The organism is Bradyrhizobium sp. 26S5 (genome assembly GCF_036923295.1).
Classification (GTDB): Bacteria; Pseudomonadota; Alphaproteobacteria; order Rhizobiales; family Xanthobacteraceae; genus Bradyrhizobium; species Bradyrhizobium septentrionale.
On the sequence record NZ_CP145948.1, the window covers coordinates 6195286 to 6221494 of the forward strand.

Below are 26209 nucleotides of genomic sequence, written 5' to 3' on the forward strand. Positions count from 1 at the left end.
GCCCGCAAGCTCCAAGTCCAAGGCCTATGTCAATGCAGCCGGAACACGCCGTCGACGGCGCGCAATTCGGCCGGCTTGACCAGCTTGGAATGCGCCACCGTCACCGAGAACAGCGGGCCCTCGAGCTTCGCCTGCCAGAAGGCGAGGAAATCCTGCAGCACCGGAAATCTCGGAAACAGGTCGTAGTTCTGCCAGACATAGGTTTGCAGCAACGAGCGATGATCCGGCATCCGATAGAGGATTTGCGCCGTCGTCAGCCCGTACCCCAGCAACTGCTTCCGGAAATCGTCGGAAGCAACCCCACCAACTCGCGAGACCATGCCAACCTCCTGTGACGGAGCGCATTCACCTGGCGGCCGGATCCCAGCCGGACCACCGGCAATGGATGCGCTCACATGAGAGAAATGTGACGCACGCGACTAACCAATCTCAAGCCCAAATGTTTAATAGGTTGTTGAAATTTCTTGCGTTGGCAGCAGCTTACCGCATCTGCTAATAGCCTCGGCGACCCCGCGGGCCGGCATTAAGGATGCCGAAATGATCGTGGCAGCCGTCATTCGCGAGTGCCAATTTTTCTGCTAGAGGCACTTGCCCGCCGCCCAGGCTTGGCCTATCTCCTGCGAAGCTGGCTTGGCACTCGCCGGGCTGGACTGCTAACACTCCAAAAATCTACAGCATCCACAAAAGTTTAGGAGGACTGCATGAAATTCCGTCCGCTTCACGACCGCGTCGTGGTCAAGCGTATCGACGCCGAAGAGAAGACTGCTGGCGGCATCATCATTCCGGACAGTGCCAAGGAAAAGCCCTCCCAGGGCGAAATCATCGCCGTTGGCCCGGGTGGCCGCGACGAGGCTGGCAAGCTGATCCCGATCGACATCAAGGTCGGCGACCGCGTCCTGTTCGGCAAGTGGTCCGGCACCGAGGTCAAGATCGACGGTGAAGACCTGCTGATCATGAAGGAAAGCGACATCATGGGCGTCCTCGACGTCCCCGCTTCCAAGAAGAAGGCGGCCTAAGCGCCTCCTCTCTCCCCAAGATTCCTCCAGGGTAAAACCATTCCAAGGAAAAATTCAGATGGCAGCTAAAGAAGTCAAATTCGGCGTTGATGCGCGTGACAAGATGCTTCGCGGCGTCGACATCCTCGCCAACGCCGTCAAGGTGACGCTCGGCCCCAAGGGCCGCAACGTCGTGCTCGAGAAGTCGTTCGGCGCTCCCCGCATCACCAAGGACGGCGTCACCGTCGCCAAGGAGATCGAGCTCGAGGACAAGTTCGAGAACATGGGCGCCCAGATGGTGCGCGAAGTCGCCTCCAAGTCCGCTGACGCGGCCGGCGACGGCACCACCACCGCAACCGTGCTCGCGGCTGCGATCGTTCGTGAAGGCGCCAAGTCGGTTGCCGCCGGCATGAACCCGATGGACCTGAAGCGCGGCATCGACCTGGCTGTGGAAGCCGTTGTCGCCGACCTCGTCAAGAACTCCAAGAAGGTCACCTCCAACGAGGAGATCGCTCAGGTCGGCACCATCTCGGCCAACGGCGATGCCGAAATCGGCAAGTTCCTCTCCGACGCCATGAAGAAGGTCGGCAACGAGGGCGTGATCACGGTCGAGGAAGCCAAGTCGCTCGAGACCGAGCTCGACGTCGTCGAGGGCATGCAGTTCGATCGCGGCTACATCTCGCCCTACTTCGTCACCAACGCCGACAAGATGCGCGTTGAGATGGACGACGCCTACATCCTCATCAACGAGAAGAAGCTCTCCTCGCTGAACGAGCTGCTGCCGCTGCTCGAGGCCGTGGTGCAGACCGGCAAGCCGCTGATCATCGTCGCTGAAGACGTCGAAGGCGAAGCCCTCGCCACCCTCGTCGTCAACCGCCTGCGCGGCGGCCTGAAGGTCGCGGCCGTCAAGGCTCCGGGCTTCGGCGATCGCCGTAAGGCCATGCTGCAGGACATCGCGATCCTGACCGGCGGCCAGGCCATCTCGGAAGACCTCGGCATCAAGCTCGAGAACGTCACGCTCGCCATGCTCGGTCGCGCCAAGAAGGTGATGATCGACAAGGAGAACACCACGATCGTCAACGGCGCCGGCAAGAAGGCTGACATCGACGCCCGCGTTGCCCAGATCAAGGCGCAGATCGAGGAGACCACCTCGGACTACGACCGTGAGAAGCTGCAGGAGCGTCTCGCCAAGCTCGCAGGCGGCGTCGCGGTGATCCGCGTCGGCGGCGCGACCGAGGTCGAGGTGAAGGAGCGCAAGGATCGCGTTGATGACGCGATGCATGCGACCCGCGCGGCTGTCGAGGAAGGCATCGTCCCGGGCGGCGGCGTCGCCCTGCTCCGTGCTTCCGAGCAGCTCAAGGGCCTGCGCACCAAGAACGACGACCAGAAGACCGGCGTCGAGATCGTGCGCAAGGCGCTGTCGGCTCCGGCTCGCCAGATCGCGATCAACGCCGGTGAAGACGGTTCGGTCATCGTCGGCAAGATCCTGGAGAACAAGGCCTACAATTACGGCTTCGACTCCCAGACTGGCGACTATGCCGACCTCGTCAAGAAGGGCATCATCGACCCGACCAAGGTCGTCCGCACCGCGATCCAGAACGCTGCCTCGGTTGCCGCGCTGCTGATCACCACGGAAGCGATGGTTGCCGAGCTGCCGAAGAAGAACGCCGGCGGCCCCGCGATGCCTCCGGGCGGCGGCATGGGCGGCATGGACTTCTAAGTCCAGCCTCTCAGGGCACTGCAAGACATGCGAAACCCCGGCAGCGATGCCGGGGTTTTGTTTTATCTCCACCGACGTCCGTCAGGATGCACGAGGACGACGGACCAGCCAATCCATCTGACTGAGCAGTTCGTCGGCCTCCTTGATCTCGGCGAGATCCTGCCCCGCATCGAAGCGGGCGCGCGCCGGGGCAAGCACCTCCGGCACCGCATCCACCCGGCCATTGCCGGCGCATAGACGTGCAAGTCCCAGCGCGCTGCGCAGCTCGAAGGTCTTGGTCTGTTGCCCTCGGGCAATCTCGAGGGCGCGGTGGAACGCATCCTCGGCGCCGGAAATGTCAGGGGTGTCGCGACGCGACAGCAGCTCACCCCGCACGCGGTATAGCTCGGCATCCAGCCAGTGCTGCCCGGACTGCTCCGTCGCGTCGATCAGCTCATTGATGATGTCGAACCCCGCCTCGACATGCCCGGCCTTTGCACTCGCCACGGCAATCTGCAATCCCCAGAACGGCTCACAGAGGTAGCAGTCGTTCTCGTGAAGCAACGTCCAGCCACGCTGCATCTCCGCGAGACCTGCCGCCCGGTCGCCAGCGCGCCACTTCGCCAGACCATTGAGATAGGTGCCGGCGGCAACATACAGCGGCATCGTGTGGTCTTGCGCCAGACCCAGGGCAAGGATCGTCTCGGTCTGCCGCAACCTGCTGCCGCACAGCCCGTCGAAAACCGCCTTGTGAACCAGCGCATTGGCACGGGCGAGCGCGCGCTGCTCCCCGGCGACGCTCACCGCTGCGCCCGCGAGCTGCCGGGCTCGATCGATCTCGCCAAGCGGCCAAAGCACCAAGGCCAGAAATCTCATGATGACGAACGGCAGGTCGAGCGTCGACGCCTTGAAGGTTGCCGGATCCGGCTCGGTCGTATAGGCCGCAAACGCCTGCTCGAGATGGATGCGGGCGTTGAGGTAATCGCCCGCGAACCAGGAGGTCACCCCGCTGCTCCAGCACGCGACAATCGTCGCCACCGGCGATTCCGGATGCCGTTCCGCCGCGCCCATGATCGCCTCCTCCAACTCCCGCATCGGCGCGAGCTCGCCGTGGGTCAAGCAGGCGTTGAAAAGGCCCGACTGGATCGGCGCCAGTTCGATTGGATCATCGATACCAGAGGCGAACTGCCGGGCGCGTGTCCAAGCGGCCACCGTCTCGGGGGCGCTGTGCCCAAGACTGCCTCGCAGCGCGCGGCCGTACGCGATTTGCAGATGGAGCCGGCCGATCATCCGACCCGGCTCGTCGGGCAGTTCATCGGCGATTGCGACCGCCTTGCCGAGATGTGCGATCGCCTCGCAATAGGCCGAGCGCTTCAGCGCCTGCTGACCCGCCTTGCGCCACCACGCCAGCGCGGTGTTGCCGAGCCCTGCTTCGGTGAAATGGTACGCAACGACTTCCGGCTCGATCTCGGCGATCTCGGCAAACTTGTCGCGCAGCACGTCGCCAATATGCTTGTGGAGCAATTGCCGGCGGCTCTTGAGCAAGCTCTCGTAAGCCGCTTCCTGAACCAACGCATGCTTGAAGCTGTAGCTTGCATCCGGCGGCGTGCCCCGGCGCAACAGCAACTCGGCCTCTTCGAGCTGGGCAAGCGCCGCACCAAGGGTCAGATCATCGCGCCCGGCCACGCTGCGCAGCAGCGCATATGAGAACTCGCGGCCGATCGCTGCACCGATCTGCGCCACCTCCTTGACCGGCGCCAGCCGGTCGAGCCGGGCCATCAGCGAGTCCTGCAGCGTCGCCGGGATCGCAAGCGGCGGCAGTGGATTATCGAGGCGATAGCGCCCGGCATTCTCGACGAGCAACCCCGACTCCATGATCATCTTGGTCAGTTCCTCGACGAACAGCGGGACGCCATCCGTCCGCTCGATGATCTGCGTCATCATTTCGCCGGGCAGCAACCGACCGACTGTCACCTGCTCGATCAGCGCGCGCGTGTCCTGCCGGTCGAGCCGATCGAGCCGCAGCAGGCTGACATTTGCGAGCCCAGCCCACGGCGGCTCGAACTCGGGCCTGAACGTCATGAGCATGAGGATCGGCAGCCCTCTGATCCGGTCGACCGCGAGGTCGAGCAGTTCGAGCGATGTGGCGTCCGCCCAATGCACGTCTTCGCAGACGACAAGCACCGGCTGCTGCCTGGCGAGGCCCTCGAGCTGGTCGAGCAGCGCTGCGAATGTCTGCCGCCGCTGCTGCGCCGGGATGAGGCCGAGCGGCGGATAGCGGTCGCCGGTTGGGATCGACAGCAGCGCCGCGATCAGCGGCGTCACGCTGGCCACCTGCTGCGTCCCGAGCGCCAGCATGGCTTCGAGCTTGTCCAGCTTCTGCTCCGGCAGATCTTCCGACCTGATGCCGGCGGCGCGCTCGAGCTGGGCGGCGAAGGGATGCAGCGCGCTGTTGGTGTGATAGGGCGAGCATTGATACCGCACACGGCGATGCGTCCCGGGCGGGAGGCTGTCGGAGAGCATCGCCACGATGCGCGACTTGCCGATGCCCGCTTCGCCCGATATCAGCACGGCCTGGCCTTGGCCCTGCCACGCCAGTTGCTGGCGCGACAGCGCAAATTCGATCTCCGCCTTGCGGCCGACGAAGCCGATCGAGCGCGCGGTGCGCACCGCCTCGAAACGGCTTTCCGATGCCAGCTCGCCTTCGACAGCCCACACCGCGATCGGCTCGGCGATGCCCTTGACCTCGCGGCGACCGAGGTTGCGAAGCGTGAACAGATTGCCGAGCAGCCGGCGTGTCGAGGCAGCCACGACGACCACACCAGGCTCCGCCAAGCCCTGCAGCCGTGCGGCGATGTTCGGCGCATCGCCGACCAACGCCTGCTCCTCCGACGCGCCGCCGGAGACGAGGTCGCCGACCACGACGAGCCCGCTCGCGATCGCGACCCGTACCGCGACTCCCTCGTTCGCTCGGATCTCGAGCCCGCCGATTGCGGTGATGACGTCGAGGCCGGCGCGCACCGCGCGCTCCGCGTCATCCTCGTGGGCACGGGGATAGCCGAAATAAGCGAGGATTCCATCGCCGATAAATCTGGCAACGACGCCATCGTATGTCGCGATCACCCGCGCACAGGCCGCGCGATAGGCGCGGATCACTTCCCACATGTCCTCGGGATCGAGACGCGCCGACAAGGCCGTCGAGCCGACCAGGTCGCAGAACATCACGGTAAGATGGCGGCGCTCGGCATCGTGCGGTGAAACCGGCGCGGCGATCAGTTCGGCTTGAGTAAAATCGGCGATCGCACGCAGCATCTTGCGGCGATGGCCAAGCAGGACCCCGAGCCTGTCGAAGTCTTCATCCGTCAACTCGGGAAGAACATCGACGTCGATCCCGTTCTCGGCAAAACGCAGCGCGTATTGCCCAAGCCCCAGCTTCTCGAGCCATTCCGCAATCTGTTGCATTGGCACCACCGACGGGTTGACGGCTGGCCGAATTCCGGACCACGGAGAGCGCACGTTATCGCAATCTGTCCGGAGTGGCACCTTCTGTTTGCGGAAGTTCGCACGGAGCAGGACATGCGAATTGTGCCATGTTGTGCCTTGGCGGTGCCCCGTTACAGCGGGCCTGCACGCTAACAAACATTCGCAAGAATGCCGGCGGTCCGTTCCGGCGGAAAAACGAAGGGCCGCCCGTGGGCGGCCCCTCTTCTTACGCGCTCTCGGGCGCCTTGAGGCGGACCAGCTTGGTCAGCAGGGCATCGAGGCCCTCGCCGTCGCCGGCATGCAGGTCGATGCGGCCGACCTTCTCGACCAGACGCTCGAGCGACTCCAGCTCCTTGAGCCGCAGCAGCAGAGGGTTCTCCTCCATCAGCTTGGCAGTGTTCAGGAGCGAACGCGTCGCCGCGGTCTCCTCCTGGCGGCGGATCAGGTTGGCCTTCGCCACCCGCTCCGCCTCCACCACCTTGTTGACGAGCTCGCGGATCTCGCCGGGCAGGATCACGTCCTTCACGCCGAGCTCGGTGACCTCGACACCGGACTCCGCGACACGGCCGCGGACATAGTCGCGAAGCTCATCGTCGAGCGCCGCCTTCGCAGACAGCACCTCGTCCAGCGTGCGGCCGGCCACCGCCTCGCGGATCGCGAACTGCACCAAACGATACAGCCACGCATCCACGTCGGGCACTGTGGCCACGACCCGCGCGGGATCGACGATCCGGCGGAACGCGGTCAGCGTCACGCGCAGCGCGATGCGATCCTTGGTCAGCATCTCCTGCGCCGTGATCTCGACCGCCTGGGGACGCAGGTCGAGGCGCTTGACCTCGATCTTGCGGCCCGCGATCCAGAACGCGTGCCGGCCGGGCGCGAGCCGCTCGACCAGCTTGCCCTCAACCGTGAGCAGGCCGGCCTCGTGGTTCTCGACCACAGCCTCGGTGATGACGCCGGCCCGGTTGGGCTGGATCATCGCCAGATGCCGCGCGGTCACGCTGATATCGTGAGCCACGTCGATGCGCTCGACATCGACCGAGGTCGCGACCTTCCAGTAGACGCGCGTCTGCCAGGGCGTCATCAGCTGCACGGGACGGCCGTCGAGGCTGACGATCGCGACCTCGTTCGCCTTGGTCTCGACCGCCTCGAACAGCGCTTCGGCGAGATCAGGGCGCGCGGCCTTGATCACCGCGAAGCGATCCGCGGGGAATTCGGTCCGCACGACACTGAACAGCTCGGCCTTGAGCTGATGCAGGGGATCGAACAGGCGGTGACGTCCGGGCGCGAGCACCTGCTCGAGCCGGCCGTCGCGCGTCAGCAACGCACGCTCGCCATCCTTCACCGTCAACTTGGTCGTCAGGAAATGCCAGGTCATGGCACGCCTCCATTGTTGCCATCGGGCCCATGGGCCGGAGAGCGGGTTTCGTTTTGCAAAGGACGTGAGGACGCGAACGCGGCTTCCTGTCAGCCAGGCGGGCCGTGGCTTGAGCTCGCGCGATGACGGGCGCACGCGCGCGTTCGCGCGACTAAAGCCGCGCGGCCGAGCGGAGCCACCCGGCATCAGCGCAAGCGGTATCCACCGCGGCGCAAAGCCGGTCTCACAGTGTCTAGGTTCGGGCGAAGAGCCTTGCGGCAAGACGGCCGGACTGCGACTGAAGCGCGCGTCCGGTCCCCTTCAGAGGAATCAGCTTTTCAGGCTGAAACGGAGCGCTGGAGCGGGATTTGAACCCGCGACAAGATGATTCGTAGTCACCTGCTCTACCTCACTGAGCTATCCTTTGGTGAGAGACCGGAATCGAACCGATACCTTCGGGATTTCATCCCCGACGCTCACCCATGAGCTTCATCTCGTTGCCTTCATCTCAGCGGAACACGACACCGCAGAGCGGCACGCGCCAGTCGGGATCTGAGAGAGCCCGAACCCATGGCCGAAGCGAAGGAGCGGGCTAATAGACGAAGCACGTCCGGGTTGCAAGGGGGCTGGACGAGATTTTTTCGTGACGAGACGACGTCGTGGCGCCACCGTGACAACCCTCTCCTCGTCATTCCGGGGCTCGCGAAGCGAGAGCCCGGAATCCATCGCGCCGCAGAATTTGCCAGAAGATGGATTCCGGGCTCGGCGCTACGCGCCGCCCCGGAATGACGGAGATGCTCCGCCTCCACCTTTACCCGCTGTGCGCGACGTCCTGAAAGCAGCCGCGCAGCCAGTCGATGGTGACGCGCGTCGCCGCATCGCGCTTGAGATGGCTCTGCACCAGCAGCCAGACATCGCGCCGCTTCGGCAGCAGCGTGGCGCGCAGCCGGCGGTCGGTCAGCAAGTCCACACAACTATGTTCCGGCAACACGCCGACCGCTTGATGCGACTGGATCAGCTTGTGGATGATCCGGACATTGTCGGTCACGCAGCGCGCGCGAAGTCGCTTTGCGCGCAGGAACTGCATTTCCGGAATTGCTCCGAGCTCATCGGGATAGGCGCACGACACCGCTTCTCCCGCTGTTGTCGCGACTGGCTCGAAGAAATACAGCCTGACCTCCGCGAGCTTCGAGATCGCAAAATCGCCCTTGTCCGGCTTGCGCAGCCGGATCGCGAGGTCGGCTTCCCAGCGCGAAAACTTGACGTTGTCACTCGAGGTCAGGAATTGCAGCGTGAGGCCTGGATTGGCGCGCAGCAATTTGCTGGTGCGCGGCGCCAGCACCTCCTCGGCGATCGCATTGGTGGAGGCGATGCGCAGCCGGCCGACCGGGCCAGGCAGGCTTTCGCCGATCCGGCCGATCTCCTCGGCATGCGCCGCCATCGCCTGGACATGGGCGAGCACCATGTCGCACTGCCGGGTCGGCCTGCGGACGCCGTCGGCGGCCTCGAACAGGCGAACGCCAAGCGCACGCTCGATCCGCGTCAGCCTGCGGCCGACCGTGGTCTCGTCGATGCGCAGCCGCGCGCTGGCGCCGGCATAGGTGCCCTCGTCCCTGACGGCTGCGATGATGCGAAGATCGTCCCAGTTCATCGCATCAGGCTACAGCGTGAGCCGGCCGCCTGCAATAACGCAGCCACCGGCTGCAATATCCCTGCATTACGGCAGGCAGCGCCACCGCTATATTTTCGAGGAACACATCTCATGGAGATCTGAAGACCATGACAGCGGCCAAAACCCTGATGCAGCTTGCCGGCATCGACCTCACCCCGCCCCGCCTAGCGGACAGCTGCCTGGTGCTGATCGATATCCAGAACGAATATCTCGCCGGTCCGCTGGCCCTGCCGGGTGCCAACCCGGCGATTGCGCACGCAACGGCACTACTTGCCCGCGCCCGGGAAAGCGGCGCCGCGATCTTCCACATCGCGCACAAGGGACAACCCGGAAGCCTGTTCGACCGCAGCGCGGAGCGCGGCGCCATCGTCGCGCCGCTGGCACCGCGGCCCGGCGAGGCCGTGATCGAGAAGCAATTGCCGAACGCGTTCGCCGGCACCGACCTCAACGCGCAGCTTGCTGCGACCGGCCGCAAGGAGCTCGTGCTCGCCGGCTTCATGACGCATATGTGCGTGAGCTCGACGGCCCGCGCCGCGCTCGATCTCGGCTTCCGCACCACCATCGATGCCGACAGCTGCGCCACCCGCGACCTGCCTGACGGCGTCGGCGGCACCATTGCGGCAAAGCTCATTCACGACGTCGCGCTCGCCGAACTGTCCGACCGCTTCGCGATCATCGCCCGCGGCAACGCCCTCGCCTGAGACATCAGCCATGCTGCAGCTCTATTTCTGGCCGATGGCCTGCTCACTCGCCAGCCGGATCGCGCTGATGGAGGCCGGCATCGAGGCGCGCTATCACCTGGTGCATCTCTGGACCAAGAAGGTGCTGGAGGACGACGGCGACTTCCGCGCCGTCTCGCCGAAGGGCGCGGTGCCCGTGCTGGTGCTGGAGAACGGCGAGCGGCTCACCGAGAGCGCAGCGGTGCTGCAATATGTCGCAGACCTCAAGCCCGAACTCGGCCTGGCGCCGCCGCCGGGCGACCCGGACCGCTATCGCCTGCAGGAATGGCTGAGCTTCATCGGCACCGAGCTCCACAAGGGATTTTTGTTCCCGACCTTCTGGTACAAGGACGACGCGGCCTTGGCCAAACCGCGCGAACGGATCGGACAGAACGTCGCAATCGTAGCCGCGCATCTCGCCGGCCGTGAATACCTTGTCGGCGAACGCTTCACGGTCGCGGACGCGCATCTGGCCTGGGCATTGACGCTGCTCCGCCCCGCCGGCGTCGATGTCGCGCAATGGCCTGAACTCGCGGGTTATCTCGCACGAATGCAGGCGCGGCCGCAGGTCAAGGCCGCGATCGGCATCGAGACGCAATTGTGGAAGACAGTCACGGCGTGATCGCAGCGGGCACGAACCTCCAGACCCTCCGCTGGAGGGGGTAGAGGCGCTGCCGTGAGAAACGCGAAGGCCGCAACGCCCGGCGATGCCGGCGTTTTTGTATTGGGGCAAACCACCTGGGATCCTTCCACAGCGCGCTCATGGGGATGCTTTGCGCAACCTCACGCTGAAGCAGGTGTCTTCTGCCGCTCACGATATCCACATTATGCACAGCACCCGTAAACATACGTTGGTGTGAGTTGACAATCTTAAAAAAATTCTTCGCGAGAGTCGCAAACCGAACCGACAGTCGCGCTTTCGTTCCGCACAGTAGCGTCGGGACGCGATCGAAGCTCACCCAAAATCTGAATTGAACACGGAGCGTCAGCTCTCGTGACGCGAGCGAGCGTTGCGAGCAACGCTTTCGCTTGAGAAGGGGACTGCATCTTGAGTGAAGGTGAAATGAAAGTCACAGTGAACGATACGAATGTCTTCGGAATGCCGTTGTTGAGCTTTCCGAAGATCGGCTTGCCCGGCGTGATCGGCGATCTTGCCGACCAGGGCTTCTCCCACGCGCGGGCCGCCTCCGGACGGATGACCGAGGTGCTGGGCGAAACGTATTCGTGCAATGCGCGAGGCGCGGCCGACTACGCGCTCAAGGTGATCGAAATCTCCCACGCCAATGCCGCCTCCGCGCTCGATTTCTTCGCCCATCTCCTCGGCAGCAAGTCAGCGGCCGACGTCCTGACCTTGTCCACTGAGCAGGCCCGCAAGGCCTTCGACACGGCATCGGACCAGAACAGGGAATTGTGGGCGCTTGGCCAGAAGCTTGCCACGGAAACAAGTGAGCCGGTCAGGAAGCACTTCGCCAAGGTTCTTCGCCACGCCGGCTAAAAGAGCGGCACTCAATTCACGTCGAGGATTCGTTTGAGGAGGGATCCGGCCGGTTGGAATAAGCCCAGCGACGAGCATGCAGCCCCCACTGCCCGATGCTCTGTCAAACGCAGCAGGTGCGCGATGCCCCCCAAAGTAGTCGCACCGGCAAACGGGCGCAATCCAACCGGCCGGTACTTTTCTGCAAAGAGCAAGAAGCAATATCGAGGGAGGCTCACATGGGCATGCTCATGGTCAAATGTCCGCAAACCGGAGACGCGATTTCCACCGGCATCCGGACTGATCGCGAGAGCTTTAGACGCAGCGCAGTGTTCTTCTCGCGCACCAATTGCCCGTTCTGCCGCACCGATCACGCCTGGTTCGCGCGGGACGCCTGGGTCGATGAGCCGAGCATCCGCGTCCGGCGCCGCGGCGCCGGCTCACCGGCCTGAACGACGACACAGACCATTGATGATCGCGATGGAGGGACGCCATGGCGCGCATGCAGATCGCAACGGAAACATCCACCTGGCTGGTGCAGGCCAAGGACTTTCTCAACGAAGCTCGACGGCTGAAGCCGGGACCGGAGCGCAATGAATTGCGCCAGACGGCGAAGGTGCTGCGCGAGATTGCGAAGCTCGAGACGGCATCCGCCCCCGCACAGAAGCTTGATCGGCGGCGGAGAAGCTGATCGCGCCGCACCGCGCTCACAGCGCGTCGTCCGTTTCGATTTCGGAGATCCGCGGATTGTCGGTTAGGGCTGCCGCGCGAGATCGGGCCTTATTGTCCGAGAAGATCTCCTCGGCTTCGAGACGCATGACGCGATGGCACTCGCACGCCGCCGCCGAGAGCCGCGACCTGTCGATCTCGATCCGGCCTCGTTGATCGGACCTGATCGCGCCGCGCGTGCGCAGATTGCGCATCAAGAGGGTCACGGTCGTTCGTCGCACGCCGAGGATTTGCGACAGCGCCTGCTGGGTCAGCGGCAGGACGTCGCTGTCGACGCGATCGCGGAGCTGGAGCAGCCAGCGCGCCATCCGGGCCTCGACCGGGTGCAGCGCATTGCAGGCGGAGCCGAGCTGGAACTGGATCAGCATCGACCTGATGTGCTTTTGCATCGCCTGCCGGATCGCAGCACTGCGTCCGAAAGCGGCATGAAAGCGCGGCGCGGAAATCCGCGAGGCGGTGCCCACCGCACGAACGACTGCGGTAATACCCGACGGGGACGACCCGAGCACCGAAAGACTGCCCACTGCCCCTTCGCGCCCGACCACGCCGGTCGCAACCGTGCTCCCGTCTGCCATGTCGATCATCAGCGTGATCGCCCCGCTATGAGGGAAGAAGACGTAGTCGATCTCGTCACCGGCTCGCGCCAGAACCGCATCCTGATCGAGCGCGACCGTTTCGAGCTCGAGACCCAGCAGATCCAGGTCCGCTGCCGGCAGTGTTGCGAGAAGGCGATTACCATTTCCGCCGGAAGCACTCACTGGCGGGGCCCCAAAGTGAAGCGACACCCAACCAACTCACTCAGACAGGCTCTCAAAAATAAACTCCAAACGCTTGACCGCAAGGCGGAATTTTCTGCAGACAGTACACCGAGAAGTTAGATGCAAATGCGCCGCCGGACGCAACAGCAAAATGCGCACGGTCGAACCGTAGAACTGCGGAACCCAAAGTTCCAATTTCCGGGCGCGGAAAATGCTACCTTCGCTTCCGCGGCGTCAGGCAGCCAGCTGGCGAAATACGTGCAGGAGCCGCGATCTGAAGGCCGAGATAGAGCGTCGTCTGCGGCTTGGCGAACGGAGCTATTGAAACGCGACTTCGGCAAAGCTGCGCAGCTTGCGCGAATGCAGCCGCTCGGATTCCTGGTCCTTCAACCTTTCGAGCGCCTTGAGGCCGATCTGAAGATGCTGGCCGACACGCTGGCGATAGAACTCGCTGGCCATGCCGGCGAGCTTGATCTCGCCATGCAGCGGCTTGTCGGACACGCACAGCAGCGTGCCGTAAGGTACGCGGAAACGATAGCCATTGGCGGCGATCGTCGCCGATTCCATATCAAGCGCGATGGAGCGCGATTGCGACATCCGCCGGATCACCTGCGGTCCGCTGATCTCCCAATTGCGATTGTCGACGCTCGCGACCGTGCCGGTGCGCATCAGCCGCTTGAGCTCGAAGCCAGTGAGCCCAGTCACCTCGCCGACCGCCTCCTCGAGCGCCACCTGCATCTCCGCAAGCGCGGGGATCGGCACCCACAGCGGCAGCTCGTGATCGAGCACGTGGTCCTCGCGGACATAGCCGTGGGCCAGCACGTAGTCGCCGAGCCGCTGCGTGTTCCGCAGCCCCGCGCAATGCCCGATCATCAGCCAGGCATGCGGCCGCAGCACCGCGACATGATCGGTGATGTTGCGCGCATTGGACGGCCCGATCCCGATATTGATCAGGGTGATGCCGCGATAGCCGGGTTCGACCAGATGAAATGCCGGCATCTGCGGCACGCGCTCCGATGCCGTCCCACTCACACCGCCGCCTGCCAGCGCGTTGCGCGTGATCACATTGCCGGGCGCGACAAAGGCCTCGAGGCCTGCCTCGCCCGCGGCGAGACGCTGCAGGCTCGATTGCGCGAAGGCGTCGACATAGAACTGGTAGTTGGTGAAGATCACGAAGTTCTGGAAATGCTCGGGGTCGGTGCCGGTGTAGTGATAGAGCCGCCGCAGCGAATAATCGACCCGTGCCGCGCGGAACAGCGCCAGCGGCTCCGGCGTGCCCGGCGTCAGATCGAACGTCCCGTCGGCGATCGCATCGTCCATCGCGGCGAGATCGGGCGTATCGAACACGTCGCGCAGCGATCGCGTGAACGCCGAGCTGTCGGCGATGCTCAGCGCCGCCTCGATATTGATGTCGCGCCGGTAGGCGAAATGGATCGGGATCGGCTCGCTGGACTCACCGATCTCGACCGCTACGCCGTGGTTCTTGATCAGGAGCCCGATCTGCTCGGTGAGATAGGTCCGGAAAATATCCGGCCGCGTGATGCTGGTCTCGTGAACGCCGGGCCCCGCGACGAAACCGTAGGCGAGCCGGGAATCCAGCCGCGCATGCGACGAGGTCGTGATGCGGACGAAGGGGTAATGCGCGCGCACCCGCGTCGTGAACGGCACGCCGTTGACATAGGCCTCGAAGCGGCTGCGCAGGAACGCGGTGTTGCGCTCGTAGATCTCTTCGAGGCGGGCAACCGCCGCGCCGGCCTCGACGAACGCTTCGGTCGTGATGGACGGCGGGGTTTCGATGGGAGGTGTGGGAGACATGTCGCCTCTGGCCAGTTACGTTGCCGATCCGAGACTCGCTACGCGGCTGCCGGGAACATTACCACATTCGATATCTGTTCAGGAAACACCACAAGCCGGGTCCGACATGCGACGTCCCCTGTTCAGCACCTCACGTCCGAGCCGCTCAACGCACGACCGTGCCGATGCGCTCCGTCCGCATCGCTCCGTCAGGTGATCGCGAGAAATAGATCAGCCCTGCCCGGCCGATGATGTTCTCGAGCGGAATTGTGCCCATCGACCGCATGCGGCTATCCGTGGAATTGTCGCGATTGTCACCGAGCATGAAGAACTGACCGGCGGGCACGGTGAAGACGTTCGTGTTGTCGAGAAGCGAGTTGTCGATGCAATCGAGCGTTTCGTAGCTCGCGCCGTTCGGCAAGGTCTCGCGCCAGCGCCGTGCGCCGGCCTCGCCGCTCGATCCGCAGGGGTCGTCGCCGACGAAATCCGGCGTCCGCTCGCGCGCTACCGCCGTGTCGTTGATGATGAGCTGCCCGTTGCGCATCTGGATACGATCGCCGGGCAGCCCGACGACGCGCTTGATGTAATCGACGCGATCGTCCTTCGGCAGCCGGAACACCACCACGTCGCCGCGCGCCGGGGATGATCCGAAGATGCGCCCCTCGAACAGTTTTGGCGAGAACGGAAAGGAATAGTGGGTGTAGCCGTAAGCGAATTTCGAGACGAAGACATAATCGCCGACCAGCACCGTCGGCATCATCGATCTGGCCGGGATATTGAAGGGCTGAAACAGCAAGGTGCGGAACAGCGGCAGCGACACGAACGGAAGCGCGACGATCACGACCAGCGCGATCAGCAGGATCTTGCCCCAGGGTCGCCGCCGGCCGGTTTCCTGCACGAGTGTCATGCGCCTGCCCTGCGCGAGGATTCACGTCGCCCAGGATAGCCGACGACGGCGGGACAGGCCAAGGGGGCAGCGCCCCGCAGTGAACCGCGCCTACTGAACCCTCGCGAGCACTGCGAGGCGGCGGATGCCCTTGTTGCGATAGGCGTCGAGGAACGCGTAATAGTCCTTGAACGAGACGCAGCCGTTGGAGTCACCGTTCGGGCCGAGCATGAAGGTGTGCGCGAGCAGGCCGTCGCGGTTGAAGATCTTGCCCTCGCCGCCGATCGGATTGAGCCGCAGCGCCGGCACGCCGTGGAAGAGCGCCTCGCGCGGCTTGAGCTCGTAAATGTGCGGCGGCGTCACGCCGACCATCTTCAGATGCGAGGATCTGGGATCGTCGAGCCTGGAGCCGAGGCCCGAATGCGCCTCGAGGCGCGTGCCGTCCGGCAGATACACGGTCCTGGCCGAGATGTCGTACACCGCGGTCTGGCGGTCATAGGGCGGCGAGCCGCCGAGCATCGGATTCTGGTCCAGCGTCGAGGGGATGCTGCCGGTGACGTTGGCGTCGGCGGAGGCGAAGGAGAGCAGCCCGCCGCTCGCCTCGCGCTTGCCCCACAGCTTCTCGACCATGGTCTGCCGCTCGCTCGATGCGATCGACAGCACCGCGGCCTTGGCCCGCGCGGCCATGTCGCGGACGCCGCCGGATTTCGCAGCCTGCCTGGCTTCGGCGGGCTTCGCTTCCTTGGGCTGAACCGTTGCGGAGGGATCGTTGAGCGCCACCTGCAGATTGGCGGCGGCTTCCTTCTTGGCGGTCTCGACCGACTTCGGCGCCGGCAGCGGCTTCGATGTCTCGGCGAGCTTGGCCGAGGCAACGGCCCTCGCAGCTTCGGCCACCTTGGGCGCGGCCGCCTGCTTGATCGGGTCGATCTGCGGCGCGGCGTCGGCCAAGGCGCTGGACGGCACGCTGGAGGCCACGCCCTCGGGCGATGCCGCCGCAAACCGGTCGTTAAACATAAGCGAAGGTGCCGGGCCTTCCGACTTCGCGACCTCGGTCTTGGCGGGAGCCGCCGGTGCCGGCGTCAGGGACGCGAACACCTCGTTGAACGCCGGCGCCGGCCGTGCGGCGACCGCCGCGGGCCGCTTCACCACCGGCGCATCGAACGCTGCATTGCCCACTGACGGGTAGACGCCCGCCGCGAAGATGTTGGCGTAGACGGTCCAGGCGCAGCCAAGCACCAGCCCCGCCACCGCGGCGCTGCCGAGGAAATGCTGTGGGAGGATTTTTCGGGAAGCTTTCTTGCGGCTTGGCGCCCCAAGAACATACGCACTCGCACTCGTACCCATACGCCCGACGCTCAAAACAGGTCCACCTTTGTCCCTCACTCGACGACAGGTCGAACGGATGTTCGGCTCAACGTCGCGCGGGGGCACAGACGGCCATTAAGGCGACTTTTAGTTAAATGCGACTTAACCGGATGCGATCCCCTGCAACGCGGGAAGTGCCTGTGGCATCGGGCTTTTTTAAGATGGCAATGGACCGCCAAAGCGGCTTTTCTGTCCCATCATGGGACATTCCGGCACGCAGTTCCACCCGCTGCATGCCGCCATGAATGAGGGGAGAATTTCCTTGCCGATCACCCCGGATTCGCGCGGGGATTGAGCAAGAATCTCCCTCAGTAGCTGAGCTTCGGATACCAGTCCTTGCCGCGCCCTTCGGGCGTGGTGTCGAGCACGGCCCACAGCGGATCCAGGTCCGGCGCGCCGCGCGGATCCTGGCCGGGATCGACGGTGCCGGCCCCCATTTCGCCGGCCCAGAAATGACGGATCGTGCCGTTTTGGCGCGTGAAGACATTGTAGCCGGGCACGTCGCCGTCATCCCTGCTGACATAGTCGCGCGTGTAGTCACCCGACGCGTCGGAATAGACCCTGTGGCGCGTCCAGCCGCGCGCCCGCTTCGCCTCGATCAGCCGCGCGATCGGCGAGCGCGCCACGAACACGAACGCCACGCGCTGCTCGATATCGGGCAGCTTCTCTTCCCACGTGGCCATGAACGACGTGCACATCGGACACGGCTTCTCGCGCTGCGGGCCGAACATGTAGCTGTAGATGATCAGCGTCTGCTTGCTGCCGAACAGATCGGCAAGCGACGCCACGCCGGCCTCGCCGGTGAACTCATAGGCCCTGGTCACCTCGCCGCCCGGCGGCAATGCGCGGCGCAGTTCGGCCACCCGCTCGATATGCCGGCGCAGCTCGATCTCTTCGACGAGCAACGCCTGGCGCGCGCGACGATATTCGGCGCTCTCATTGGGAAAGCGCCTGGCATTGGTCTTGGCGAGTTCGGCAGCGGGCTTCAGGACGGAACTGGTCATGTCGGGACCTCGTGTGGTTGACGGGTACCTGGAAGACGAGCCGGAACCGGCCGGTCCGACATTCGACTTCGATGATTTCTACTGCAGTTCCGGCGGCGGCGAGCGGTCGAGGACCTCGCCCTTTGGACCTTCCAGCAGATCGAGCGCATAGGTCTCGACAACCAGCGGCCCACGCATGCGTTTGGCCTCGGCGATGGTTTCGACACGGGCGAAATTGTCGCGCAGCGAAGCCGGCATCGTCTGTTCGAGCTCATGCACATACAGCAGCTTGCCGGACAACTGGGCCGGGCTCGGCTCAGGCATGTTGACCCAACGAATGCGCTGGCCCTGCTGGGCAACGCAGCTGCCCTTGGGGAGATAGAAGGCAAGCCAGCCGACGGTGCCGTAGTCCGGCGCCAGCACGCAGGTTGCACCGCTACGCACGCGCGCCGCCTCGATCTCGTCGGCGAGCTCCTGCCAGCCGACACCGACGCTGCGCACGGTGGCGTCCCGACGATAGCCGGAAAGCATGCCGGTATTCGCCTGCACGATCAGCAGCGCGAACAGCACGACGCCGACCGGCGCGGCCCAGCGGCGGCAAAAATCGATCGTGCGCTGCTCGCGCGGCGCCCACTGCACCTGGATCGCGGCGACCGCGGCCGCCACTGCAAAGGCGGGATAAACCGGTGCGAACCAGTTGGCCTCGACCCGCGCATGCAGCGCGTGCCAGGTGAAGTAGACGACGATGGTCCAGAACATCGTGTTGATCAGCACGCGCGCCCCCATCGCGCCGGCGCGGCGCCGAGAGAGCGCGTAGAGGCCCATCACCCCGAGAATGAAGACCAGCGGCGTCGCGAAGGCGAACTGCGTTGGGATCAGCTCGGCGATATAGGTCGGCCGGAAATCCTCGATCCGGGCGCGGCCCATCTGCTTGATGAAGGACACCCATTGGTGATCGGCATTCCAGCGGATGACCGGCGCAAACAGACCGGCTGCGACCAGGCCGCCGAGATAGAGCCAGGGCGAGAGGAACCAGCGCCGCAGCTTCGGCACCGTCGCAAGCCAGATCAGGATCGCGGGACCAAAGAACAGCGCGGTGTATTTCGACAGCAGCGCCAGACCTGCGCTGGCGCCGACCGCAAGCCACCAGGCGCCGCGCCCGGTCTCCAGCACCTTGGCGAGCGAAAACAGCAACAGGCTTGCAGCAACCAGCAGCGGCGCATCCGGCGTCACGATCAGCGTGCCGACGGCCGCCATCAGCGTGACGTTGAGCAGGATCGTCGCGCTCGCGGCGATGCGCTGGCCGCCGAATAGGAGCTCGGCCGCCTGGTAGATCGCCCAGCTCATCGGCAGCGCGAGCAGGATCGACACCAGCCGCACCCCGAACGGCGTATCGCCCGCGATCATGGTGCCGAGCCGGATCACGATCGCCACCATCGGCGGATGGTCGTAATAGCCGCCGGCGAGCGACTTCGACCACATCCAGTAATAGGCTTCGTCGAAGGTCAGCGGCGTCCATGCGGCGGCGGCCAGCCGCAGCGCCACGAGCGCGCACACCGCAAGGGCGGTGTTCCGGGCGAGCCGCGCCTCGTTCGCGCTCATGCCACCGTCATCGCTTGCGCCAGACGAACAGCCCGGACATCGCGTAGTTCCACACCACGCCCATCAGCGCGCCGGCCGCGCCCGCAAGCCACCAGATCGGCTCCTGGTCGTAGACCGAGAACGCGACGCCGACATTGGCGAGCAGGCCGACACTGCAGACCAGATAGAACAGCAACAGGCCGCGCAGGATGCCGAACCCCTTCAGCCGCTGGTCGCGGTAGGTCAGGAAGTTGTTGAGGATGAAGTTGCTGGTCATCGCGACGATCGCGCCGGCAGCCTGGGCCTCCGGGAATGGCGCCTTGAACAGCTCCAGCGAGATGAACAGCACGCTGAGATGCACCAGCAGGCCGAGCCCGCCGACGGCTGCGAACAGAATGAAGCGCAGCGAGATCAGATCATTGGTCAGCTTCGCCAGCACCAGGCCAAGGAAGTCGAGCGCGACCATCGAGTCAAGCTTGCTCTCGCCATGCTGGCGGGCGCCGAACGTGAAGGGAATTTCGACCGTACGCAGCTTGCCCTCCGCGGTCGCCACCACGTCGAGCAGGATCTTGAAGCCCTGGATCGACAGCTGCGGCGCAATCTGCTCGAAACGGTCGCGGCGGATCATGAAGAAGCCGCTCATGGGGTCGGCGATCTCGACCTTCAACGTGCGGCGCGCGATCTCGGTGGCGAAGGCGCTGGCGCCGGCGCGCTGCTTGTTGAAGCCGTCGGCCTTGTAGCCCTCGATATAGCGGCTGCCGACCACGAGCTCGGCCTCGCCGCTCTGCAGCAGCGCCACCATCTTCGGCAGCTGGGTCTCGTCATGCTGCAGATCGGCGTCCATGACGGCGGCGTAGGGCGCGCTCGATGCCAGGATGCCCTCGATGCAGGCACCGGACAGGCCACGCCGGCCGATTCGGCGGATGCAGCGCACGCGGGAATCCTTCCGCGCCAGCTCGCGCACCACGTCCCAGGTTCCATCGGGCGAATTGTCATCGACGAAGATGACTTCCCACGACACGTCCTTCAGGATCGCATCAAGCCGGCGGTACAGCACCGTGACATTGGCGCGTTCGTTGAAGGTCGGGACGACCACCGAAAGCTGCGGCAGACGTGCTGCCTGCGACAGGGTTTCGGGGCCCGGCTTGATGGCTTCATTCATGAGCGCCAGCGTATAGCGGCAGCCTCTCCCGCTGCCAAGGCGGGCCGAACCGAACGCTGTCTCGGGAAGCGGGAAAACGGGGCCAAAATACCCCTGAAAATACCAACGACCACGAACAAGGGGGCGCGCGTACATCCGGCGCAGCCGACATTGTCGTGGTCGTCCCAGCGCCGGAGCCCTTACAAGCTGCAACGTCGCCGTTCCAGGCTAAATGGGAAGCCCCCGGGCGGTCCGCAAGAGGCGCAGGGCGCTAGTTGTTCGGGACGTCCCGGATGACGGGGCCGCGGGGCGCCGGGGCCGCCGGCGCAGCTTCCGCGGCAGGAGCGGCCCGCGCCGCCGCCGCGGGCTGGGCGGGATTGCGGATCTGGCTCGGCGACGGCCCATAGATGAACGCCGCCGCCAACACGATGACCGCGACCACCGCGCCCAAAAAGCCTGCCGTCGATTGTGAGTTCATGCCGCCGATCCCCTCGCCTGCGCGGATTGATATCAAAAATCGACCGCCCGCAACAGGATTTGGGAACCTATTTCGCCGCGGCCTTGCGCCGGACGAAGGCGGTCACGATGTCCTTCTGCGCAAGCTCGATCGCGCGGTTGGCGGTCGTTAGCTGCGTATCGGCGTCCTGCTTCGGAAATTGCAGCGACAGGAAGTCGATCAGCGACACCCGGAAGTTCTGCCGCTCCGAGGGACAGACACTGGCGATCAGCGAGGTGAATTCCTGGTCGGACATCGTCTTGTTGCTGTCGCGGGGATATTCGCGGGCGAGACAATTCCAGTAGGCGTCGCGGCCGGTGATCGCGAGCTTGTGCGCATCGTCGACCTCGTCGGCCATTGCAGCTGATGACGTGATCAAGAGGACGGCCGCAACCAGCATGCGCATTGTTGTTCTCCCGTTTTTTTACATCCTAGCCGACACCAGCAAGCACGATAAGCACCGCCGCGCAAACCTGGCAAACTGGCCAATCACGATTATTTTGACTACTCTTGCCCCCCGTTCCCTCCTTCACGATGAGTGCAGTCGTGGCCAAAGCTCCCACCAAGGCGACCAAGACAGACGCAGGCAACATCTATATCGGCATCGGCGGCTGGACCTTCGAGCCGTGGCGCGGGGTGTTCTATCCGGAGAAGCTCACGCAGGCGAAGGAGCTGTCCTACGCCGCCTCGAAGCTGACCTCGATCGAGATCAACGGCACCTATTACGGATCGCAGAAGCCGGAGAGCTTTCGCAAATGGGCCAGCGAGGTGCCCGACGGCTTCATCTTCTCGCTGAAGGGACCGCGCTTTGCCACCAACCGCCGCGTGCTCGCCGAGGCCGGCGATTCGGTGAAGCGGTTCTATGATTCGGGCGTGCTGGAATTGAAGGACCGGCTCGGGCCGGTGCTTTGGCAGTTCGCGCCGACCAAGAAGTTCGACGGCGCCGATTTCGGCAAGTTCCTCGAACTGTTGCCGCGCAAGCTCGACGGCCGCGCGCTGCGCCACGTCGTCGAGGTGCGCCACGACAGCTTCTGCGTGCCCGAGTTCATCGCATTGCTGCGCCAGTTCGAGGTGCCCGTGGTGTTCGCCGAGCACGGCAAATATCCAGCGATTGCCGATCTCGCCAGCGACTTCGTCTATGCCCGGCTGCAGAAGGGCAATGACGAATTGAAGACCTGCTATCCGCCGAAGCAGCTCGACGCATGGGCCAAGCGGTTCCAGGACTGGGCCGGCGGCGGCGAGCCGGACGACCTGCCGAAGGTCGACAAGACCAAGCCGAACAAGGCCCCGCGCGACGTGTTCGCCTACGTGATCCACGAGGGCAAGATCCGCGCGCCGGCGGGCGCGATGGAATTGATCGAACGGGTGAAGTGAGGAGCGGCGATGGCGAAGGCATCGAGGCTGTTCACCATCGGCTACGAGCAGACGCCGTCGAAGGCGGTGCTCGACGAGCTCCAGCACGCCGGCGTCAAGCTATTGGTCGACGTCCGCGCGGTCGCTTCCTCGCGCCGCCCCGGCTTCTCCAAGAGCCAGCTCGCCGCGGGCCTCGACGAGCGCGGCATCGCCTATGTCCATCTGCGAGGCCTCGGCACGCCGAAGAGCGGCCGGGAGGCGGCGCGCAGCGGGCAATATGCGCTGCTGCACAAGATCTATTCGGCGCACCTGAAGACGGTGCAGGCCAAGGAGGAGCTCGACGAGCTGTCGTCGCTGGTCAAGAAGTCCGGCCCGGTCTGCATCCTCTGCTACGAGCGCGACCACGAGCATTGTCACCGCCGCTGGATCGCCGAGATCATCGAGGAGCGCGATGGGGTCAAGATCGAGAACCTGGCCGCGCCGCAGGTCTAGGACGCGGTCTCATTAAACCGCAGCCATAGCCTAGTTGACGCGAGTTGAACGAAGCCAAGTGGACATCACCCGTCGACTCCCCCGCTGAATCAACCCAAAGCGGACGTGCTTGAGAATGCAGAAGTTGCTAATTCCAGTTCGCGTATGCAATTATGTGCACGGTCGTAGTGTGAGCAATTCAAATGGCGATGGAGCTGAAGGGCGCGAGAGGCGAGGGATTTGCGACGATTGCCGCTGACGGTCGCGTGTTAGATTCCTGGTTTCTTCAGCTGCGCCTGATTGTGGAGGCCGACAAGGCGGCAACGGTACGGCTGACGACGGACGAACTCAAAAGATCGTTGGGTGAATCGGCGGACGGATATGCGCCACACGACGACGTCCGCAATGTCGATATCGTTCCAATCCGTACGGAAATCGACTCCCTTGCATCTGCGCCGACTGATGTGCACGACGCATATCTTCGACTCCATCTACTAAGCCACCGGCTCGTCCAGCCGAACTGCCTGAACCTTGACGGAATTTTCAGTCTGTTACCTAACGTTGCCTGGACGACCCTCGGTCCCTGTGAATGCTCTCGTGTACCGGAAGCACGAATGTTGGCACGAAAGCGTGCTCTCGCATTTGAGGTGACAGGCGTGGATAAGTTTCCGCGCATGACTGACTATGTGACGCCTGCTGACGTGAGAATTGCAGATGCGGATCGCGTAAGGCTCGGAGCCTACTTGGCGCCGGGCACGACCGTCATGCATGAAGGCTTTTGCAATTTTAATGCAGGTACGCTCGGTCCCTGCATGGTCGAAGGCCGGATAAGCGCCGGTGTGGTTGTGGGACGTGGCAGCGACGTTGGTGGCGGAGCGTCGATCATGGGCACTCTGTCCGGAGGAGGGAAAGAGAGGATTACAGTTGGTGAGCGCTGCCTGATCGGAGCCAACGCCGGTATCGGCATTTCATTGGGTAACGATTGTATCGTCGAAGCGGGCTGTTATGTCACGGCAGGCGCGCGCATCCTTTTGGAAGATGGCCGAGTACTGAAAGCCAAAGAACTCTCAGGCCAGAAGGGTCTTCTTTTTCGTCGTAATTCGCAGAGCGGCGCTCTTGAGGCAACCAGACGCACCCAAAATTGGGACGGCCTCAACTCGCAACTTCACAGCTAGGCAGCTCACTCGAAGACGTCGTCGGCGACATGTGGCGCGTCAACGATGTCGCCTTCTGACCCCTCGCGTCATTTGCTGCTGCTGCACAAAGCGGCCGTTATCGGAGCGAAGCAGACATCATGAGAACTTGTGAGTACGCGCCCTAGCTTCGGCTCTCACCCTCCTCCCCCGCGACGCTGATCGTCCCCTCCATCATCTTCACGCAGCCGCCGCCGACATGCACCGAATTGATCGCGCCGCCCTGCTTGCGGACCCGCGTCAGCAACAGGCTCGGCCGCCCCATGTCGACACCCTGCCCGATCCGTAAGCGCAACTCGCCGTCGCGCGCGGGATCGATGTCGGCGAGCAGCGCTGCGCAGGCCGCGGTCGCGCTGCCGGTGGCGGGATCCTCGGACAGGCCGCTGGCACCGGGATGAAACATGCGCGCCTGCAGGTCGAGCGGCTGCTCGCTCGCCGGCACGTCGCTTGTATAGAAATAGATGGCGTCGCTGCCGATCCGCGGGAACACCCTGGCAAACGCCGCAGCATCAGGCCGGGCGCGCTTGATCGCCGCACGCGAGGCGATCTCGACCACCAGGAACGGCAGGCCGACCGATACGACCTGCGGCGCATGCCGATTGGTCTTCACGTCGTCCGCCGACAGCGACAGGCAGGCGGCGGCATCCGCCGCGCTCACCTCGTTCGTGCGTTGCAAGGCTTGCGGCGCCGTCAGCTCGGCGCCGATCACCCGGCCGCCGTCGGACAGGATCTCGACCGGCACGAGACCCGCCTTCTCCTCGAACCGCAATCGCGGCGGCGCCTTCGCCGCCTGGCTCGCCAGCACGAAGGCGGTGCCGACATTGGGATGGCCGGCGAACGGAATTTCCGAGCGCACCGTGAAGATGCGAACCTGGGCGTCGTTGTCCCTGTCCTGCGGCGGCAAGACGAAGGTCGTCTCGGAATAGTTGAACTCGGTCGCGATCGCCTGCATTTGCGCCGTCGACAGCCCGCCGGCGTCGAGCACCACGCCGAGCGGGTTGCCGCCGAAGGCGCGGTCGGTGAAAACGTCGACGGTGATATAGCGCCGCTGCATCTTGCTGGCCCCTGTGCTCCCGGTCACTCGCGACCGATGGCGCCATCGTAGCACAGAAGCAACGACGCCCTTCAGAGCACTCGGTGCAATCACGCGCGGGCTAGAAGCGAAACAGCTCGCGCGGTGACGCGAGCACGCGCGCGCGCTCATCGGCATCGGTGACGAGCTCGTCGAGGAATTTGCGGTTCTTCGCGTAGCTCTGCGTCGCCTCGAATTGCGTGTGCGGCCAGTCGCTGCCCCACAGCAGCCGGTCGACGCCGTAGGCCGTGCGCAACAGCGGATAGGCCTGTTTCGCAAATGCCTCGCCGGCCGCGCCGTTGCGATAAGGCGCCGAAATCTTCACCCAGACATTTCGCGTCGCGCCAAGCTTGAGGACCGACTGGAATCCGGGATCGTCGATGCCGAGTTTTGGATCGGGCAAGGCGAAGTGATCGAGCACAACTTTCACGCCCTGGTCGAGCAGCCCTGGCGCGAACATCGCGAGATCGCTCGCGTTGCGCTGGATCTCGACCTGCCAGTCGAGCGTCCTGATCTGTGCCAGCAGCGCCGTCCACTCCGACGACGTCAGATCGGGCAGCGGCTGGCCCACGAGATTGAGACGGATGCCGGCCACGCCGGCGCGATCGAGCGCGCGAAGCTCATCGGCCGCAACGGCAAGGTCGACCACGACGATACCGCGCAGCCGGCCGTTGGTCGCCTTCAGGCATTCGACCAGATAGGAATTGTCGGTGCCGAGAAAGCTCGGCTGCACCAGCACGCCATTGGTGATGCCGTTCTGGTCGAGTTGCTGCAGATAGAGATCAAGCGGCGCGTCGTAGTCCGGCGCATAGCGCCGGCCCGGCGCGAGCTTCAGGGCGCGATGGAAGACATGGGCGTGGGTATCGATCGCTGATTGCGGCACCTCAGCCCTCACCCTGCTCTCCAGTCCGCCTACTGCCACAGCGCCAATCAATCCCGCGGCAAACCCGCGCCGCGTCACCCCATGTTCGCGTGATGTCATCATCGT

The 26209-nt window shown here is 64.5% G+C and carries 25 protein-coding genes and 2 tRNA genes; 10 read left to right on the forward strand and 17 right to left on the reverse strand.

The window, feature by feature from the left end; all coding sequences use genetic code 11:
* Positions 1-29 precede the first annotated feature (29 nt).
* Positions 30-320, reverse strand: a complete 291-nt coding sequence (locus V5279_RS29190) for an usg protein (RefSeq protein ID WP_166306264.1) — start codon at positions 318-320, stop codon at positions 30-32.
* Positions 321-701: 381 nt separating this feature from the next.
* Here V5279_RS29190 and groES point away from each other — a divergent pair, with 381 nt between their 5' ends.
* Positions 702-1016: a co-chaperone GroES gene (gene groES, locus V5279_RS29195; protein WP_029081568.1), complete on the forward strand. Its 315-nt coding sequence runs from the start codon at positions 702-704 to the stop codon at positions 1014-1016.
* A 58-nt stretch (positions 1017-1074) separates the two neighbouring features.
* Complete coding sequence (gene groL / locus V5279_RS29200; RefSeq protein WP_029081569.1) at positions 1075-2715, forward strand: chaperonin GroEL; 1641 nt, start codon at positions 1075-1077, stop codon at positions 2713-2715.
* Between the two features lie 81 nt (positions 2716-2796).
* Here the strand turns inward: groL and V5279_RS29205 are convergent, their stop codons facing one another.
* The 5 genes from V5279_RS29205 to V5279_RS29225 form a co-directional block, all read right to left on the reverse strand.
* Complete coding sequence (locus V5279_RS29205) at positions 2797-6156, reverse strand: adenylate/guanylate cyclase domain-containing protein (RefSeq protein WP_338690514.1); 3360 nt, start codon at positions 6154-6156, stop codon at positions 2797-2799.
* 247 nt (positions 6157-6403) lie between these two features.
* Positions 6404-7555 carry a slipin family protein gene (locus V5279_RS29210; RefSeq protein WP_338690516.1) on the reverse strand — a complete coding sequence of 384 codons (1152 nt, stop codon included), beginning with the start codon at positions 7553-7555 and terminating at the stop codon, positions 6404-6406.
* Between the two features lie 336 nt (positions 7556-7891).
* Positions 7892-7957: transfer RNA gene (locus V5279_RS29215), tRNA-Arg, on the reverse strand.
* 2 nt (positions 7958-7959) lie between these two features.
* Positions 7960-8030: transfer RNA gene (locus V5279_RS29220), tRNA-Phe, on the reverse strand.
* Between the two features lie 315 nt (positions 8031-8345).
* Positions 8346-9185 (reverse strand): LysR family transcriptional regulator, encoded by an 840-nt coding sequence (locus V5279_RS29225; RefSeq protein WP_338690518.1) that lies wholly within the window; start codon positions 9183-9185, stop codon positions 8346-8348.
* Between the two features lie 128 nt (positions 9186-9313).
* On the opposite strand from V5279_RS29225, the gene V5279_RS29230 reads away from it, so the two are divergent.
* The 5 genes from V5279_RS29230 to V5279_RS29250 all read left to right on the forward strand — a co-directional run bounded on the left by V5279_RS29230 (position 9314) and on the right by V5279_RS29250 (position 12090).
* Entirely contained in the window at positions 9314-9907 is a 594-nt protein-coding gene (locus V5279_RS29230; RefSeq protein WP_338690520.1) for a cysteine hydrolase family protein, read from the forward strand.
* Positions 9908-9917: 10 nt separating this feature from the next.
* Entirely contained in the window at positions 9918-10547 is a 630-nt protein-coding gene (locus tag V5279_RS29235; protein ID WP_338690522.1) for a glutathione binding-like protein, read from the forward strand.
* 441 nt (positions 10548-10988) lie between these two features.
* Positions 10989-11420, forward strand: a complete 432-nt coding sequence (locus V5279_RS29240) for a phasin family protein (RefSeq protein WP_338690524.1) — start codon at positions 10989-10991, stop codon at positions 11418-11420.
* A gap of 218 nt (positions 11421-11638) precedes the next feature.
* On the forward strand, positions 11639-11851 hold the full coding sequence (locus V5279_RS29245; protein WP_029081577.1) for a hypothetical protein: 213 nt from the start codon (positions 11639-11641) through the stop codon (positions 11849-11851).
* A 41-nt stretch (positions 11852-11892) separates the two neighbouring features.
* On the forward strand, positions 11893-12090 hold the full coding sequence (locus V5279_RS29250) for a hypothetical protein (protein WP_029081578.1): 198 nt from the start codon (positions 11893-11895) through the stop codon (positions 12088-12090).
* A gap of 16 nt (positions 12091-12106) precedes the next feature.
* Here the strand turns inward: V5279_RS29250 and V5279_RS29255 are convergent, their stop codons facing one another.
* The 9 genes from V5279_RS29255 to V5279_RS29295 all read right to left on the reverse strand — a co-directional run bounded on the left by V5279_RS29255 (position 12107) and on the right by V5279_RS29295 (position 21538).
* Positions 12107-12886, reverse strand: a complete 780-nt coding sequence (locus tag V5279_RS29255) for a Crp/Fnr family transcriptional regulator (protein WP_338690529.1) — start codon at positions 12884-12886, stop codon at positions 12107-12109.
* Positions 12887-13204: 318 nt separating this feature from the next.
* Entirely contained in the window at positions 13205-14701 is a 1497-nt protein-coding gene (locus tag V5279_RS29260; protein WP_338690531.1) for an AMP nucleosidase, read from the reverse strand.
* 145 nt (positions 14702-14846) lie between these two features.
* Positions 14847-15587 carry a signal peptidase I gene (gene lepB, locus V5279_RS29265; protein ID WP_338690533.1) on the reverse strand — a complete coding sequence of 247 codons (741 nt, stop codon included), beginning with the start codon at positions 15585-15587 and terminating at the stop codon, positions 14847-14849.
* A 90-nt stretch (positions 15588-15677) separates the two neighbouring features.
* Entirely contained in the window at positions 15678-16814 is a 1137-nt protein-coding gene (locus V5279_RS29270) for a tlde1 domain-containing protein (RefSeq protein WP_414645844.1), read from the reverse strand.
* A gap of 425 nt (positions 16815-17239) precedes the next feature.
* Positions 17240-17935: a DUF899 family protein gene (locus tag V5279_RS29275; RefSeq protein WP_338690535.1), complete on the reverse strand. Its 696-nt coding sequence runs from the start codon at positions 17933-17935 to the stop codon at positions 17240-17242.
* Between the two features lie 78 nt (positions 17936-18013).
* On the reverse strand, positions 18014-19516 hold the full coding sequence (locus V5279_RS29280; RefSeq protein WP_338690537.1) for a glycosyltransferase family 39 protein: 1503 nt from the start codon (positions 19514-19516) through the stop codon (positions 18014-18016).
* Between the two features lie 7 nt (positions 19517-19523).
* Complete coding sequence (locus V5279_RS29285) at positions 19524-20657, reverse strand: glycosyltransferase (RefSeq protein WP_166306231.1); 1134 nt, start codon at positions 20655-20657, stop codon at positions 19524-19526.
* A 250-nt stretch (positions 20658-20907) separates the two neighbouring features.
* On the reverse strand, positions 20908-21114 hold the full coding sequence (locus V5279_RS29290) for a hypothetical protein (RefSeq protein ID WP_338690539.1): 207 nt from the start codon (positions 21112-21114) through the stop codon (positions 20908-20910).
* Positions 21115-21181: 67 nt separating this feature from the next.
* Positions 21182-21538 (reverse strand): hypothetical protein, encoded by a 357-nt coding sequence (locus tag V5279_RS29295; protein ID WP_338690541.1) that lies wholly within the window; start codon positions 21536-21538, stop codon positions 21182-21184.
* Between the two features lie 140 nt (positions 21539-21678).
* On the opposite strand from V5279_RS29295, the gene V5279_RS29300 reads away from it, so the two are divergent.
* From V5279_RS29300 to dapD, 3 genes are all read left to right on the forward strand, one after another.
* Positions 21679-22506, forward strand: coding sequence for a DUF72 domain-containing protein (locus V5279_RS29300; protein WP_166306222.1), 828 nt, complete (start codon positions 21679-21681; stop codon positions 22504-22506).
* Positions 22507-22515: 9 nt separating this feature from the next.
* Entirely contained in the window at positions 22516-22977 is a 462-nt protein-coding gene (locus V5279_RS29305; protein WP_166306219.1) for a DUF488 family protein, read from the forward strand.
* 182 nt (positions 22978-23159) lie between these two features.
* Positions 23160-24131, forward strand: a complete 972-nt coding sequence (gene dapD, locus V5279_RS29310; protein WP_338690545.1) for a 2,3,4,5-tetrahydropyridine-2,6-dicarboxylate N-succinyltransferase — start codon at positions 23160-23162, stop codon at positions 24129-24131.
* A 142-nt stretch (positions 24132-24273) separates the two neighbouring features.
* Here dapD and V5279_RS29315 read toward each other — a convergent pair whose 3' ends face one another.
* Positions 24274-25203 (reverse strand): PhzF family phenazine biosynthesis protein, encoded by a 930-nt coding sequence (locus V5279_RS29315; RefSeq protein WP_338690547.1) that lies wholly within the window; start codon positions 25201-25203, stop codon positions 24274-24276.
* 100 nt (positions 25204-25303) lie between these two features.
* Positions 25304-26203: an amidohydrolase family protein gene (locus V5279_RS29320; protein WP_414645960.1), complete on the reverse strand. Its 900-nt coding sequence runs from the start codon at positions 26201-26203 to the stop codon at positions 25304-25306.
* Positions 26204-26209 lie beyond the last annotated feature (6 nt).

Coding starts and splice junctions, on each gene's coding strand:
- dapD (WP_338690545.1), top strand. CDS start 23,160: ATGGCGATGGAGCTGAAGGGCGCGAGAGGCGAGGGATTTGCGACGATT.
- V5279_RS29305 (WP_166306219.1), top strand. CDS start 22,516: ATGGCGAAGGCATCGAGGCTGTTCACCATCGGCTACGAGCAGACGCCG.
- V5279_RS29190 (WP_166306264.1), bottom strand. CDS start 320: ATGGTCTCGCGAGTTGGTGGGGTTGCTTCCGACGATTTCCGGAAGCAG.
- V5279_RS29230 (WP_338690520.1), top strand. CDS start 9,314: ATGACAGCGGCCAAAACCCTGATGCAGCTTGCCGGCATCGACCTCACC.
- groES (WP_029081568.1), top strand. CDS start 702: ATGAAATTCCGTCCGCTTCACGACCGCGTCGTGGTCAAGCGTATCGAC.
- V5279_RS29225 (WP_338690518.1), bottom strand. CDS start 9,185: ATGAACTGGGACGATCTTCGCATCATCGCAGCCGTCAGGGACGAGGGC.
- V5279_RS29205 (WP_338690514.1), bottom strand. CDS start 6,156: ATGCAACAGATTGCGGAATGGCTCGAGAAGCTGGGGCTTGGGCAATAC.
- V5279_RS29260 (WP_338690531.1), bottom strand. CDS start 14,701: ATGTCTCCCACACCTCCCATCGAAACCCCGCCGTCCATCACGACCGAA.
- V5279_RS29240 (WP_338690524.1), top strand. CDS start 10,989: ATGAAAGTCACAGTGAACGATACGAATGTCTTCGGAATGCCGTTGTTG.
- V5279_RS29285 (WP_166306231.1), bottom strand. CDS start 20,657: ATGAATGAAGCCATCAAGCCGGGCCCCGAAACCCTGTCGCAGGCAGCA.
- V5279_RS29280 (WP_338690537.1), bottom strand. CDS start 19,516: ATGAGCGCGAACGAGGCGCGGCTCGCCCGGAACACCGCCCTTGCGGTG.
- V5279_RS29315 (WP_338690547.1), bottom strand. CDS start 25,203: ATGCAGCGGCGCTATATCACCGTCGACGTTTTCACCGACCGCGCCTTC.
- V5279_RS29275 (WP_338690535.1), bottom strand. CDS start 17,935: ATGACCAGTTCCGTCCTGAAGCCCGCTGCCGAACTCGCCAAGACCAAT.
- V5279_RS29290 (WP_338690539.1), bottom strand. CDS start 21,114: ATGAACTCACAATCGACGGCAGGCTTTTTGGGCGCGGTGGTCGCGGTC.
- V5279_RS29320 (WP_414645960.1), bottom strand. CDS start 26,203: ATGACATCACGCGAACATGGGGTGACGCGGCGCGGGTTTGCCGCGGGA.
- V5279_RS29210 (WP_338690516.1), bottom strand. CDS start 7,555: ATGACCTGGCATTTCCTGACGACCAAGTTGACGGTGAAGGATGGCGAG.
- V5279_RS29295 (WP_338690541.1), bottom strand. CDS start 21,538: ATGCGCATGCTGGTTGCGGCCGTCCTCTTGATCACGTCATCAGCTGCA.
- V5279_RS29235 (WP_338690522.1), top strand. CDS start 9,918: ATGCTGCAGCTCTATTTCTGGCCGATGGCCTGCTCACTCGCCAGCCGG.
- groL (WP_029081569.1), top strand. CDS start 1,075: ATGGCAGCTAAAGAAGTCAAATTCGGCGTTGATGCGCGTGACAAGATG.
- lepB (WP_338690533.1), bottom strand. CDS start 15,587: ATGACACTCGTGCAGGAAACCGGCCGGCGGCGACCCTGGGGCAAGATC.
- V5279_RS29250 (WP_029081578.1), top strand. CDS start 11,893: ATGGCGCGCATGCAGATCGCAACGGAAACATCCACCTGGCTGGTGCAG.
- V5279_RS29245 (WP_029081577.1), top strand. CDS start 11,639: ATGGGCATGCTCATGGTCAAATGTCCGCAAACCGGAGACGCGATTTCC.